This is a genomic window from Francisella sp. SYW-2 (genome assembly GCF_008711475.1).
Classification (GTDB): Bacteria; Pseudomonadota; Gammaproteobacteria; order Francisellales; family Francisellaceae; genus Francisella; species Francisella salimarina.
Genome location: NZ_VXKO01000021.1, coordinates 1 through 14,073, shown reverse-complemented (window position 1 = coordinate 14,073; position 14,073 = coordinate 1). Strand labels below are relative to the sequence as shown.

Here is a 14,073-nt window from a genome sequence, read left to right as displayed (position 1 = left end):
CAGCCTATTCTTGTTTTTGTAAAAACTCATTAAGCTTTTTCGCTAACTCTTGTGTTCCTTTTTTCATAGCTGCTGATATCGTGTAATAATTACCTTCATAACCTATCTGTTTGACAAATTCTTGGCACCTTTCTTCTACCTCATCAGCAAGCAAATCAATCTTATTAATAACTAAAAATCTAGGCTTATCATATAGTTCTTCACTATATTTTTTAAGCTCTTTCTCAACTGCAAAATAGTTCTCTACAGGATCAGACTCGTTAAATGGACAAATATCTACAACATGCAACACGCATCTTGCTCGAGTTAAGTGCTTCAAAAATCTAAGACCAAGTCCAGCGCCTTCAGCGGCACCCTCAATAACTCCTGGGATATCCGCCATCACAAAACTATCTACACCAACCTTGACTACTCCTAAGTGTGGATACATTGTTGTAAATGGATAGTCTGCAACTTTTGGCGTAGCTTCAGATACAGAACGAATAAGTGTTGATTTTCCAGCATTTGGCAATCCTAGCAATGCAATATCTGCCAATAAATTTAACTCTAGGCGAACTTCTTTATATTCGCCTTCCTCTCCTAAGGTGAACTTTCTTGGAGCTTGATTTGTACTACTCTTGAAGTGCGTATTACCTATCCCTCTTTTACCCCCAGAAACTAGCTTGAAGATTTCACCATTATTTAGAACTTCACCAATTTTTTTATTGGTTTCAGCATCAAATACGCTAGTACCAACCGGCACTACAAGATATAAATCTTCTCCGGCTTTACCATAGCAATTACGACCTTCGCCAGGACGTCCATTTTCAGCGTAGTATTCTCTTTTGTAACGATAATCAATCAGAGTGTTCACATTCTCATCTGCCTTGAGATATATGCTACCACCATGACCACCATCACCACCATCTGGTCCACCACGAGGAACATATTTTTCTCTACGGAAGCTCACACAACCATTACCACCCTTACCGGCTTGAAGCTTAATAACGACTTCATCTACAAATCTCATAACTCTATAATCTTATACTTAAAAAAATGCTTATCATACATTATATATGTTCTAGCCTAAATTATCATCGACTATTTAGAAACCAGTAAATGGATTAATATCAAAGCATAAGTTGAAAATTTCAAAAAGTATTACAATGCTTCCCATCGCAATCACATAAATATTTGAATAATATACTTTAAGGTCTGCTCTTCTACTTAAAAATGAAGGCGTGTACACGAATATTATCACAGCAAATATTGCTGCATACTGTAAAGCGAGTATAAAACCTCTGGGATAAAAAACTGTAAATATTAAAGGCGGTATAAAACAGATTAAGCCTAATACAATATTACCAATCTGCTTATTATAACGAGAGAATAAATCACGAATATAATGTAGTAAAGAAATCCCTACTCCAATAAAAGACGTAATAATTGCTATGTGCATAAATACATTTAATCCAACCTCTAAGGAAGCAGACTTTGAGACTTGTCTAATCTCTGAAGCAAGACCCATAGGTGTATTATTACCAGAGCTAAATAATATTTGATAGCTGTGTAAACCTTGCTGAGGAATAAGGGCTAAAGCTAAAAGAATCCATATTATATATATGACTAAAACACATAAGCTACCGATAAGTATGCTTTTTTTTAAACTTTTAACATCTCCTTTTTGATACTCATAAATAACTGGAATTATATTATGAAAACCAAAAGATGGTAATAATGTCGGCCACGCAAAAATAAATGCTGAAAAGCTAAGAGGTGCTCTCTCCAAATAACTTGTATTGATATAAAACAGCATAATCACTATAGCAACCGCAAAAAACAGAAATTTAAGCATCACAAACAATCTATTAGCATAATCACTGACTCTGTAGCTGAACATTAATGCACCAAAAATTAGTGTAAAAATAATGGCTGCTATCGCTACTGATGTCTTAGAAGAGTCACCAACACCTCCAAGTGTGGCAACTAGTGATGAGCCCTGTGTAGTATATGCAGACATAAGTGAATAAAGTAGTAACAAATAGATAATACTAAAAAATATTAGATATCCCTTAGACACTCGAGCTTGCATCATTGTTGTGAAATTAACCCCTAACGGATACTCGGCACAAACTCTCAAAAGCTTAAGAGCAGTTGTGTACATCACACTCCAAGAAAGTATTAAGAGAATTACAGCCATGGTAAAGCCACATGAAGCAACTATCAAAGGCAAAGATAGCATTCCTGCTCCAATAGTAGTACCTATTATCAAAAAAACTGAGCCGATAGATCTGGAGTTCATAAGGTTTATTATAATTTCTTATTAAGCGCTAAAATAATAACTCTATTTTAACAACTAAGCAAATAATGCTGACTTATCCAAACATTTTTTCATTATAATCTATATTCATAAAAACCAAATTTACTAATACTATGGAACTATTATCTAAGCTACTTAATATAAGGCACTTTAAGTATGAATCTAAGAGTGGCCAAAACTCTCAAACAGGCTGGAATGGAGATGGATATGGTACTGTCATAACTCAACAAAAAGATAATTGTATATATTTCAAAGAAGAAGGTTATTTTATACTTGATAGCTCAAACAAACCTATAAATATTTCTAACGAATATATCTGGCAAAAGATAAATTCACAGCGTATAAGCTTATCTCATGCTCGATTTGGTTATAACAATCTTGTCAAACTCTTTGATTTAATACGTATAGATGATAACTTATGGCAAAGTGAGCAGGCTCATGTATGTGTTGATGATTTATATTCAGCCCAACTTTACAATTTAGAGAGTGAGATTAGTATAGTATGGAAAATATCTGGACCAAAAAAAGATGAGCTTATAAACTATAAGTATACTTTCTAGTCAGCTGGTATAAAGCGATAACCTATGGCATTCTCTGTAATAATTAATGGTTGCTTTTTACAGGCAGAAAGCTTCTTTCTTAACTGTCCAATATACACTCTTAGATACTGAGCACCATCTCCATAGCAATCTCCCCAAACCTCATGCAAAAGAGTATTCTGCATTACCAACTTACCTGAATGTTTAACTAAATAGCTCAAAATCGAAAATTCTTTTTTTGATAAGTGAATTTCTTGATTATCCAAAATAACCTTATGATCATTTAAGTCGACTATGAGATTATCAAAGCTATATACATTAGCTATTTCAAGATCTTTTTTAATAACAGCAATCAACTGTCTTCTAACTCGAGCAATCAGCTCAGGCATATCAAAAGGCTTTTTAACGTAATCATTCGCACCATTTTCTAAAGCTTTGACAACCTCTTCTGTATCATTTCTTGCTGAGACTACAATAATAGGTACGTCACTACTAACTCTTACAGCCTCAAGCCAATCTTGACCATCTTGATCAGGAAGTCCAAGATCAAGAATTACAACATCAGGATGATATTGTCCTAGCAAGCTAGTCGCTATTGAAGCTGTTGGTGCACTCTCAACATCATACCCTAGTACCAAAAAAGTTTTTTCTAAAAGCTTCTTAATTTGAGGTTCATCTTCTACTATTAGTATTTTTTTTATCATTTCTAAAGCATCTATCTTTTCTTATTGTCTAATTTTGATTGCAAAGGCAATGTAACTTTAAAAACACTTCCTTTACCCTCGCCATCACTATAAACACGTATTTTACCATTATGTGCAGTAACAATCCCTTTACATATAGCCAAACCTAAACCGTTACCATGGGTATAGCTGTCTCTTTTTTCGATTCTATGAAAAATTGTAAATATCTTCTCCATATCAGTCTCTTTCAAGCCAATACCTTGATCTTTTACTTCAAAAAGACAAGCTTCGTTACCCTTTCTTACAAGAGAAACCATTACTTCTTTATCAAAATCAGCTGTAAATTTAACCGCATTATCAACCAAATTAAGAATAACCTGCTGGAATAGGATAGGATCCAACTGTATTTTAAATGATTCACGTGGGACTATAAATTTGAATTTCTGCTTGCTATAAACTCTTTTACAAACCTGTTCAATTTCTACAAGGAAATCATTACTATCAACATCTCTTATACTCAAAGAGAGTTTTCCTGAGTCGACTTTTAACATCTGGATTATATTATCTATATAGTTATCTAATCTTTTAGACTCTGTCAAAGCTAAGTCAATCATTTCATCTTGTTGCTCTTGAGTAAAAGATTCTTTAAATGATTTAACACTACTTAAGGCTCCCATTATAGACGCTAGAGGAGTCTTTAGGTCATGAGAAACAGAAGATAGCATCGATTTTTGTAGTCTTCTCTGCTCATCTAGAACTAGAGACTTTTTCTCTTGCCTTTCAAGATTTCTTTTAAGTAGTAAGTGCGATATATGAGATAGCATGCTACTTAAAATTACACTATCTGTGACTATCCTCTCTACAGCTTCTTCTGAGCTTAGATAAACAGCTATTACACCGAGAACTCTACTCTCTATAACTAGTGGCTCAACTGCCCAGTCCAATCCCGCAAAAGTATTAGTCCCTTTACCGCAACTATCTTTATACTTAAAACTCCACTTTGCTGCTGCTAACTCTTTTTGGTTAAAATTTGGATGTTGTGGAAATGCTGAAGATTCTAATTCACCATTTGAAACACTTAAAAATACAAAATCACACTTAAAATATTCTTCCAAAGCATTTAAAAATATTGGACGTAAATCTTTATCTAAACTTTTCTCATTAAATATCTTTGTAAATCGATATAATACAGAAATATTATTTTCTCGCTCTTGGAGAAGATTGAATGCTCTTTTTGTACGTAGAATCACATGACTAGAAAAGATAACGATAGCCATAAACAAAGCAAATGTAATTATTCCCGCTAAGCTAGATATATGAAATACAAAGTTAGGTTCCAGGTATAAATACATATATAAGAACAGTCCCACTAGAGAGGATAATATAGATGGTATCAAGCCATACCTATATGCAGAAGCGGCAAGAACTAACAAGAAACAGAGAGTCTGTGATACTAGTCCAGCCATATTCAAACTAAAAAATATAAATATTCCCGATATTGCAGTTATCGAGACCGACCTTATAGTATCTAGAACTAACTCTTTTATGTTTGCCTTATTATGTGGCTGTGGCTCTTCAGCCTTACATTCTTTTTTGTTTATTGAAACAATATGGATTTGCATTCCCGTATTGTTATTACGAACAACATCATAGACAAGAGATCCAAAAAACCTATCTTTCCACTTAGGGCGTATTGACTTGGCTATAACTAAATCAGTAGCGCCTATAGACTTTGCATATTCTAGTATCGTATCAGAAATCCTATCCCCAAGAATATGCTCAATATTATAACCTAAACTATTTGCTAACATCTTATAGCGTCTGATAACGGCAAAGTTTAATCTAGTCTTTGTAACTTTATTTGGTTTTTGGACAAATATAGCTATTAATCGAGCATTTAATGTTGTAGCTAAAAGTTTACCTTTACGCAGTAAACTAGGGGTTGCTTCATCATAACCACAACAAACTAATACGTATGGTGATGTAGGTATCGCACTGCCATTTTGATACAACTTTCTATATTGTTGAATATCTTGACCAACATGGTTTGCTGCCATCCTAAATGTATAGTCTCTCAATATAGTTAAGTTCGTATATTGAAAGTATCTTTCTAACGCTCTATTTATTGCATCACTTTTATAAACTTTACCTTGTTTTAATCTCTTGATAAGCTCTTCTGGGCTAACATCTACAACAACAAGCTCATCTGCAGACTGAATAAAATCATTAGGAACAATTTCATTCACATTAGCCTGTGTTAATTGAGTAACTTCATAAGATAAGCTAGCAATATGCTGAATATTTATCGCAGTATAAACAGAAATGCCTTCGTCAAGAAGCTCTTCAATATCAATATATCTTTTTTTATTTCGCGATGTCGGCAAATTTGAATGTGGTAATTCATCGATTATTACTATATCTGGCTTTCTTGCTTTTATTGCATCTATATCAAGCTCTTCAAACACCTTACCCCTATATGTCACTTTTTTAAGTGGCATTACCTCTAATCCCTCTAATAGCGCTTGCGTATCAGCTCTACCATGACTAACAAGAAGCCCAACTACCACATCTTTATTATCTTTTTGTAGAGCTCTAGCATTATTAAGCATCGCATAGCTTTTACCAACACCAGGGGCATAACCTAAAAAAATCTTTAGCTTACCTTTCTTAGATTCTTGAGTTTTATTTGCTAAATTTAGTAGTGCATCTACTTTTTGCTGATTATCCATAGAGGCCTTAAGCAATGCTATTAAAGTTGTTGAGAATATTCACAGAATATAATTATATCAGACTAGATATACCTTGAGAATTTTTACCTATCAGTTGTAAAAGAGCTATATTTAATGGTAAAACATTTACAGTAGCCACATTAAATAGATGCTCCTCAGTATTCTCTTTGATAAGTTTATTAACCTGATCTATAGAGAGGTTATTCTTTTGAGCTATATATGCTGATTGATATAGCGCAGCTTGTAGACTTATCTCTGGATCAACTCCACTACCAGATGCAAAAACTAAATCTTCTGGAATAGGCTTAACACCATACTTAGCTTGTAAGTCTTTAATTCTATTTTCAACATCTTGTAACTGTGTCTGATTATTAACTGCATAATTAGTACCACCCGTAGCTAATGGATTATATGCTGATGGTCTAGACTGGAACAGATTATCTGGCATAGTTTGTCCAATCAACTCTGAACCAACTACATTGCCATTATAATAAACTTGTGATCCTGTAGCTTGATTATGTGCGACACCATATCCAATTGCCATTATAAAAAATGGATAAACTAAACCAAGCACAATGGTAAGGAAAAACATCGCCATAAAAGATTTAAATAAGTTTTTCATAAGATTAACTCCTTGCTTAAACTATATGCATAGCTGTTATAAGCATATCTATCAGCTTAATAGCTATAAAAGGTACTATCACACCACCTAAACCATAATATAGAAGATTTCTTCGTAATAAGGTTTGTGATGATGCTACAACATTCTTCACGCCCACCAATGCCATAGGTATCAGAAAGATAATGATTAGAGCATTAAATATAACTGCTGAAAGTATTGCACTTGTTGAAGAATGTAACCCCATAAAATTAAGCGCACCAAGACTAGGAAATGCTGTCACAAATAGTGCTGGAATCACCACAAAATACTTAGCAATATCATTAGTTATACTAAATGTTGTCAATGCTCCTCTAGTTACAAGTATTTGTTTACCAATTTTAACTATTTCAATTATCTTCTTAGGATCTGAATCTAGATCAACCATATTACCAGCTTCTCTAGCTGCAGACGTCCCTGTTGCCATAGCGATACCAACGTCCGCCTGTGCAAGAGCCGGCGCATCATTGGTACCATCTCCACACATTGCAACTGTTTTGCCGTCTTTTTGTGCTTTGATTATAAAATCTAGTTTATCCTGAGGAGATGCTTGAGCAACGAAATCATCAACACCCGCCTCTGCAGCTATCGCAGCGGCTGTTAGTGGGTTATCTCCTGTTATCATAACAGTTTGCACACCCATTTTACGTAGCTCTTCGAAGCGCTCTTTAATATGTGGCTTTATAACATCTTTAAGATGAATTACACCCAAAAGCTTATCTTTATGAGCCACTGCTAGAGGAGTCCCTCCTTGCTCTGATATCTGCTCTGTTACTTTTCTAAACATTTTTAGAAGGCCTTTATCAAGCTTATCTTTAAGATAATTTTCTATTGATGAAATTGCCCCTTTTCTTACTTCAAGACTTTGGTAATTTATGCCACTCATTCTTGTATATGCTGAGAAAGGTATGATTTCAGCTTCAGATATATCTACAGAGGATTGTTTAAACCCAAAACGCTGTTCTGCTAACTTAACTATAGATTTACCTTCTGGTGTTTCATCAACAAGAGAACTTAACCAAGCAGCATGCGCTAATTCATCTGGAGATGTTGCTCCTAAAGCAATAAAATCCGTAGCAAAGCGATTGCCTAGAGTTATCGTACCTGTTTTATCTAAGAGTAATAAATCAATATTCCCAGAAGACTCAACAGCTCGCCCAGATAACGCCACAACATTAAACTTTAGAAGTCTATCCATACCAGATATACCGATAGCTGATAGTAGGCCTGCTATTGTAGTTGGTATCAATGTCACAAAAAGAGCAATCAAAACAACAGCTGATAAAACTGTATTACTATACATTGCCATGCCATATAAAGAGCAAATCGCAAATATAAAGATTAGTGTTAATCCTGACAATAGAATAGTTAAGGCAATCTCATTTGGAGATTTAAGACGCTTTGCTCCCTCAACAAGTTCTATCATTTTATCCAAGAAGCTCTCACCAGGATTAGATGTAACTCTTACTTTAATAGCATCTGAAAGAACTTTTGTACCAGTAGTCACAGCAGAATTATCAGAGCCGGCTTCTTTAACAACAGGTTCAGATTCACCAGTAATAGCAGATTCATCAATTGTTGCCATACCTTCAATAACATCACCATCACAAGGAATTAAAGTATTTGCTTCAACAATAACAGTATCACCAATCTTTAAACTCTTTGCATCTACTTTTGTGACATTACCATTACTTTCAACTCTTAATGCAAAAAGCTTAGATTTTGCAGCTTTTAGAGTATCAGCTTGAGCTTTACCTCTTCCTTCAGCAATACCTTCAGCAAAGTTTGCAAATAATATTGTAAACCATAACCATATTACAACTTGTAATGTAAAGCCAATATCTTGTTTATGTACAATTTCTGAAACTAGATACAGTGTACACAAAATAGTCACAACTTCAACACAGAACATTACTGGATTTTTGATCATTTGACGAGGATCACATTTTGTAAAAGACTTCTTTATAGCTGGAACTACAAGTTCTTTTGACAATAAATTAGGAGATTTTTTTGTACTCATAACTATCACCGATTAGAAATTTAAATTTAGTTGATCTAATATTGGTCCTAAGCTTAAAGCTGGGAATATAGTTAGACCGCCTATTAGCACTATTGTGAAAAACACTAAGACCGAGAAAATAAAACTAGTTGTATCAAGTGAGCTTATTTCACTCATTTGTGAACTACGTTTTTTCTTAACTAATGATCCTGCTAGCATCATTACAGCAAATATTACTCCAAAACGTCCAATAAGCATACTCAATGCTATTGTAATATTCAGATAGCTAGTATTTGCTGCTAAACCTGCAAAAGCACTACCATTATTATTAGATCCTGAGATATAAGCATAAAGTATCTCTGAAAAACCATGCGCACCACTATTAGTTAATGCTTGATGCACACTTGGAATAACGGCTGCCAAACCTGTAAATGCTAATACACAACATGGTGATATAAGTAGAGCAAACATTGTCCATTTCATATCATTAGCTTCGATACGCTTACCCAAAAAGCTTGGTGCTCTACCTATCATCAATGATCCGATAAATACAGCTAACATCAAGAACATAAAGAAGCCATAAAATCCAGCACCAATACCACCAAAGATAACTTCACCAATAGCCATATTCAGCATCGCCATCATTCCACCTATAGCAGAATAACTATCCATAACACTATTTACACCGCCATCTGAAGCAGACGTTGAAACAGTATTATATAAAGTTGAGTTAAATATCCCAAAGCGAGTCTCTTTACCTTCCATATTTGATAAATGACCAACTTGCCCATAGATATCTTGGATATTTTTGCTATGTAAAAAATCTAAGCCATGAAGCTCTGATATTGTCATAACTATTAGAGATATCACAAATAGTACTAACATTACTGCAAATATCATCCAACCTTGCTTGGTGTTGCCAACCCACTTACCAAAGGTATAAGTTAATGCCGCAGCTATAGCAAATATTGAAACCATCTGAATATAGTTTGTAATTATAGTTGGATTCTCATAAGGATGAGCAGAGTTTGCATTAAAGAAACCTCCGCCATTTGTACCTAAAGACTTAATAGCTTCTTGTGATGCTATAGGTCCCTGAGCAATGATTTGATCACTACCAGCTAAAGTATGTACATGTAAATATGCCATAATGTTTTGTGGCACACCTTCGAATATATATGCAATAGCGATTATGATAGATATTGGCAGTAAAATCCAAAATATAGCTTTACCCAAATCATTCCAAAAGTTACCAACTTTATTAGCCTCATGCCTTGCTACAGACCTTATCAACACTATTGCAACACATAACCCAACTGCTGCTGAAACAAAGTTTTGTACAGCAAGCGCAAGCATCTGTGAGAAATAGCTAACACCTGTCTCACCACTATAGCTCTGCCAATTAGTGTTCGTAACAAAACTCACAGCGGTATTAAATGCTTGAGAAAATCCCATTCCCTTAATTTCTTGTGGATTAAAAGGTAGTAGACCCTGCAAAAGTAATACCATAAAAACAAAGATAAACGCCATAATCGAAAAGCTTAGTAAACTAAAAAAATAACTTTTCGCTGATTGTTCTTTTTTTGAGCTCTCGCCAAGTATTAATAGATATACTCTTTGGAAAGGCTTTGCAAACCAATCAAGCCATGTTCTCTCATTATTAAATACTTTAAATATATAAGTTCCTAGTGGTTTAGTAATAATCACTAATGTAAATATAAAAACCACAAACAAAATAAAATTATAACTCATAGCTATACTCTCCTATAAGTTAAAATTTCTCTGGATATATAAGCGTAGCTGTCATATATATCGCCAAACTTATCATTGTAATTCCTGAAACAATAATCATATCAACCTCTTTAAACATATATTTTTAGGAGATAGATTATAATTTCAAGTGATATAAAGATTCTATTATGAACTTTAGCAAAGGTATAAAAATTTTATAAAAATTAGTTACTTGCTTACAATTACTTTGAATTTAATTTGTTAAAGTCCACATTAGCTTGCTCAATCTTATTTTGATTTTCTTCTACCCAACGTATTATATTTTTCGTATGAATTAGTAAAGATTTTCCAAGATCTGTAAGGGAATAAAAGACACTAGGTGGAACGGTAGGTTCAACCTCGCGAAATACTAATCCACACCTCTCTAGTTCTCTAAGCTTTAGCGATAATATTCTTGGGGATATTTCTCTAAGGTCTCTCTGAATCTGACTATATCTTTTAGTGCCATCTTCAAGTATTGATATTAATATAATACTCCATTTATCACCTATTAAACCTAAGATTTCTCTAAAAGGTTTACAAGAATCTTTAGAATATCCATCTTCAGTTACATTTTTGTTAGTAGCTATCATAGTTGTGCATTCTTGTTTTATTCGGTAAATACAGTGATAATTATAAGTATATATTTTTTTTAACCTCAGGCATGGAAATGAAATGAAAAAAGTACTACATATTAGATCAAGTATTAAAGAAGAAAATTCGGTTTCAAGAAAAATTGGTGATGATTTAATTAGCCATTTAAAAAGCAGTGACAAGGTGAAAGTTTTAGAGAGAGATCTTGTAGATAATTCTGTAGAACATATAAATCCAGACTTTATTAATGCCATGGCAAATAATAATCAAGATAGACTTGCTACCTCAAACAAGCTTATAGAAGAGCTTTTTGAAAATGATATTATTGTTATTGAATCGCCTATGTATAACTTTAGTATCCCTTCGACACTAAAATCTTGGATTGATAATATAATGATTGCAAGAAAAACATTCTTATATACACAGAATGGACCTGAAGGCTTAGTAAAAAATAAAAAAGCTATCCTTGTTCTTAGTAAAGGAAATATCTATAGTGAAGGAGCTGCAAAACCTTTAGATTTCCAAGAAAACTATTTAAAAACAATTCTTAATTTTATTGGTATAAATGACATAACTGTGATCTGTGCTGAAGGAGTTGATTTAAATGCTGAAATACGAGAAAAATCTTTAAAACAAGTTGAGCAACAAATAAAAGATCTAACCCTTTAATAAATATGGAGAGTTGTATGAGGAAGTATATCTCATTAGGAATTTTAGCCACTCTAATGCCTACAATATTATTAGCAGATAAACAAGATAATCCCGTACCAGAAATAATACCTAAATCTAATATTATCAAATGTAAATATAATGAAAAAAATGTTAACACTGTAATTGATTTTGAGAATGCTGTATTAAATGTAATATTTAATAAAGGTAATGTAGATGAAGTTTCTAAATATTTAGGAAAAACATACATTCAACATTACCCTTCAGCAGAGGATGGACCAGATGGTTTAATTACCTATCTTAACGGACTTGGTGATAAAAAAGTATTTACACGGGTTGAGACAAGAAAAATATTTGCTTGTAATGATTATGTAATATTAGAAAATATTTTTTACTCATCAAAAAATGATTTAGGAACAGCTGCAATTAACACATTTAGAGTAAAAGATGGAAAGATTATCGAACATTGGGAGCTTATGGAACCTATTCCAAAAGAAGCTAAAAATAATAATGGTATATTCTAGATCTCTATTTGGTTATACCTTAGAATAATACTCTTTATTTCTTTTAATTTTTTTCTCTTCTGCAATAGCTACAAACATCATTAGCACGAAACATACAATCGCAGCTAAATATAATGCTATAAAAGTTCCATACCAACCATCAAATCCAAATAGACTAATTTTTTTATCAGCAATCATACCCAAGCCAAGTTTAGCAAAACTATCGCCTAGCAAGTAAGCAAAAGTACCTTTTATACCATCTGCTACTGCAATCCCCTGTTTTGGAACAAATCCCACAGCAGCTACGCCTATAAGAAGCTGTGGCCCAAACACACAAAATCCTAAAAGAAACATAACCGTTAAATATACATACTGATTAGTGGCTGACTGATATAAGAAAATTAAGATGATAGTAGCTATAAGACAAATAATAGCTGTCAATCCACGTCTACCATTAATAAGATCTGATAGTAATCCCCATAATAATGTCCCAGTTAAAGCTCCTGATTCAAATAATGCGTAACTCCATGCCGAAGTTTCTTTTGTAAAACCTAAAACTTCATGAGCGTAAACAGGTGACCATTGATCCACACCAATTCTAACTACATATAGAAAGACATTTGCAAAACACAAAACCCAGATTATCTTATTAAAAACCACATATTTCTTAAAAATTTCCCACTTTGAAATTTGTACTTTTTTAACATAAGCATCTTCTTCACTAATAGGTTCTTCAAATATTTCTTCAACAGGTCCAAGGCCATATGATTCAGGAGAGTCATTACCAACCCTCAATCCAATAAAACCGATAATTAAGCAAAGAACTGATGGAAATATAAACATACCAACCACATTGCCATCAAATACTACATGTGCCCCAAAAAGTGCTACAGCCGCAGCTAATGCTCCACCAATATTATGAGACATATTCCACAGTCCCAAAAAAAATCCTCTTCTATTTCTAGGCGTCCATTTAGTAATAGTAGAATAACTACAAGAGCCTCCAGGACTTTGAAAAAAACCACTCATAGCATAAAAGGCAATCATAAGAAATATACTATATGTACTACTCCCTAAGCTTAGACCAAAACCTATCATACATATAGCAGATAATATAAGCATAAAAGGCAATACTTGCTTAGTATTTTTACCATCAAAGTAATAAGTTGTCACAGTCTTACCAAGACCATAAGTAATCGAAAAACCTAAACCAATCAATCCTAAATCAGTAAAAGAAAGACCATAATCTTGAATCATATCATTCTGAGCTATATTAAAATTCTTACGAATCATATACATACTAAGATAGCCTATAAATACGACTAAATATGATTTAATAAACTTATTTAGCCAAATTTTCTTTCTTTGCTCTTTAGATAATTCCATAGTTGGAATTCTTTTTTGCACAAACATTTTTGCTAGAGTCATGTTAGATATAAGTGATAAATATAAATATGAGAAGATTATAGATTAAAGTTGCTGTTTAATATAGCTATAATAGATTTTAAATTTGTTAGTTATAAAAACACAAAGCCCCATATATTTATGAGGCTTTTTGTATTGCTTATCACGATAAGTCTTTGATATTTGAATAAGATGGCGATTACCTACTTTCACCTGGCCGGAGCCA

At 33.3% G+C, this 14,073-nt stretch carries 12 protein-coding genes; 3 read left to right on the top strand and 9 right to left on the bottom strand.

Annotation, left to right across the window (positions count from 1 at the left end; translation table 11 throughout):
* Positions 1–4: 4 nt before the first annotated feature.
* On the bottom strand, positions 5–1,009 hold the full coding sequence (gene cgtA / locus F3D57_RS07190) for an Obg family GTPase CgtA (protein WP_149368915.1): 1,005 nt from the start codon (positions 1,007–1,009) through the stop codon (positions 5–7).
* Positions 1,010–1,084: 75 nt separating this feature from the next.
* Positions 1,085–2,281: an amino acid permease gene (locus F3D57_RS07185; RefSeq protein WP_150465734.1), complete on the bottom strand. Its 1,197-nt coding sequence runs from the start codon at positions 2,279–2,281 to the stop codon at positions 1,085–1,087.
* A 131-nt stretch (positions 2,282–2,412) separates the two neighbouring features.
* On the opposite strand from F3D57_RS07185, the gene F3D57_RS07180 reads away from it, so the two are divergent.
* Positions 2,413–2,859: a DUF6314 family protein gene (locus F3D57_RS07180; RefSeq protein ID WP_150465733.1), complete on the top strand. Its 447-nt coding sequence runs from the start codon at positions 2,413–2,415 to the stop codon at positions 2,857–2,859.
* Here the strand turns inward: F3D57_RS07180 and F3D57_RS07175 are convergent.
* From F3D57_RS07175 to F3D57_RS07150, 6 genes are all read right to left on the bottom strand, one after another.
* A complete protein-coding gene (locus F3D57_RS07175) occupies positions 2,856–3,542 on the bottom strand; it encodes a response regulator transcription factor (protein ID WP_013922263.1) in 687 nt (228 codons plus the stop codon). The two genes, F3D57_RS07180 and F3D57_RS07175, sit on opposite strands and share 4 nt — an antisense overlap.
* An 11-nt stretch (positions 3,543–3,553) precedes the next feature.
* Positions 3,554–6,250 carry an ATP-binding protein gene (locus tag F3D57_RS07170; protein ID WP_150465732.1) on the bottom strand — a complete coding sequence of 899 codons (2,697 nt, stop codon included), beginning with the start codon at positions 6,248–6,250 and terminating at the stop codon, positions 3,554–3,556.
* Positions 6,251–6,302: 52 nt separating this feature from the next.
* Positions 6,303–6,872, bottom strand: coding sequence for a potassium-transporting ATPase subunit C (locus F3D57_RS07165; protein ID WP_150465731.1), 570 nt, complete (start codon positions 6,870–6,872; stop codon positions 6,303–6,305).
* A gap of 16 nt (positions 6,873–6,888) precedes the next feature.
* Positions 6,889–8,928 (bottom strand): potassium-transporting ATPase subunit KdpB, encoded by a 2,040-nt coding sequence (kdpB, locus tag F3D57_RS07160; protein ID WP_150465730.1) that lies wholly within the window; start codon positions 8,926–8,928, stop codon positions 6,889–6,891.
* A 12-nt stretch (positions 8,929–8,940) separates the two neighbouring features.
* On the bottom strand, positions 8,941–10,659 hold the full coding sequence (gene kdpA, locus F3D57_RS07155) for a potassium-transporting ATPase subunit KdpA (protein ID WP_150465729.1): 1,719 nt from the start codon (positions 10,657–10,659) through the stop codon (positions 8,941–8,943).
* A 221-nt stretch (positions 10,660–10,880) separates the two neighbouring features.
* Positions 10,881–11,270, bottom strand: coding sequence for a winged helix-turn-helix transcriptional regulator (locus F3D57_RS07150; RefSeq protein ID WP_146420961.1), 390 nt, complete (start codon positions 11,268–11,270; stop codon positions 10,881–10,883).
* A gap of 82 nt (positions 11,271–11,352) precedes the next feature.
* Here F3D57_RS07150 and F3D57_RS07145 point away from each other — a divergent pair, with 82 nt between their 5' ends.
* Positions 11,353–11,940: an FMN-dependent NADH-azoreductase gene (locus tag F3D57_RS07145; RefSeq protein ID WP_150465728.1), complete on the top strand. Its 588-nt coding sequence runs from the start codon at positions 11,353–11,355 to the stop codon at positions 11,938–11,940.
* Positions 11,941–11,957: 17 nt separating this feature from the next.
* Positions 11,958–12,464: a nuclear transport factor 2 family protein gene (locus F3D57_RS07140; RefSeq protein WP_150465727.1), complete on the top strand. Its 507-nt coding sequence runs from the start codon at positions 11,958–11,960 to the stop codon at positions 12,462–12,464.
* Between the two features lie 12 nt (positions 12,465–12,476).
* Here F3D57_RS07140 and uhpT read toward each other — a convergent pair whose 3' ends face one another.
* Positions 12,477–13,856, bottom strand: coding sequence for a hexose-6-phosphate:phosphate antiporter (gene uhpT, locus F3D57_RS07135; RefSeq protein WP_263478320.1), 1,380 nt, complete (start codon positions 13,854–13,856; stop codon positions 12,477–12,479).
* Between the last annotated feature and the right edge of the window lie 217 nt (positions 13,857–14,073).

Coding starts and splice junctions, on each gene's coding strand:
- cgtA (WP_149368915.1), bottom strand. CDS start 1,009: ATGAGATTTGTAGATGAAGTCGTTATTAAGCTTCAAGCCGGTAAGGGT.
- F3D57_RS07185 (WP_150465734.1), bottom strand. CDS start 2,281: ATGAACTCCAGATCTATCGGCTCAGTTTTTTTGATAATAGGTACTACT.
- F3D57_RS07180 (WP_150465733.1), top strand. CDS start 2,413: ATGGAACTATTATCTAAGCTACTTAATATAAGGCACTTTAAGTATGAA.
- F3D57_RS07175 (WP_013922263.1), bottom strand. CDS start 3,542: ATGATAAAAAAAATACTAATAGTAGAAGATGAACCTCAAATTAAGAAG.
- F3D57_RS07170 (WP_150465732.1), bottom strand. CDS start 6,250: ATGGATAATCAGCAAAAAGTAGATGCACTACTAAATTTAGCAAATAAA.
- F3D57_RS07165 (WP_150465731.1), bottom strand. CDS start 6,872: ATGAAAAACTTATTTAAATCTTTTATGGCGATGTTTTTCCTTACCATT.
- kdpB (WP_150465730.1), bottom strand. CDS start 8,928: ATGAGTACAAAAAAATCTCCTAATTTATTGTCAAAAGAACTTGTAGTT.
- kdpA (WP_150465729.1), bottom strand. CDS start 10,659: ATGAGTTATAATTTTATTTTGTTTGTGGTTTTTATATTTACATTAGTG.
- F3D57_RS07150 (WP_146420961.1), bottom strand. CDS start 11,270: ATGATAGCTACTAACAAAAATGTAACTGAAGATGGATATTCTAAAGAT.
- F3D57_RS07145 (WP_150465728.1), top strand. CDS start 11,353: ATGAAAAAAGTACTACATATTAGATCAAGTATTAAAGAAGAAAATTCG.
- F3D57_RS07140 (WP_150465727.1), top strand. CDS start 11,958: ATGAGGAAGTATATCTCATTAGGAATTTTAGCCACTCTAATGCCTACA.
- uhpT (WP_263478320.1), bottom strand. CDS start 13,856: ATGTTTGTGCAAAAAAGAATTCCAACTATGGAATTATCTAAAGAGCAA.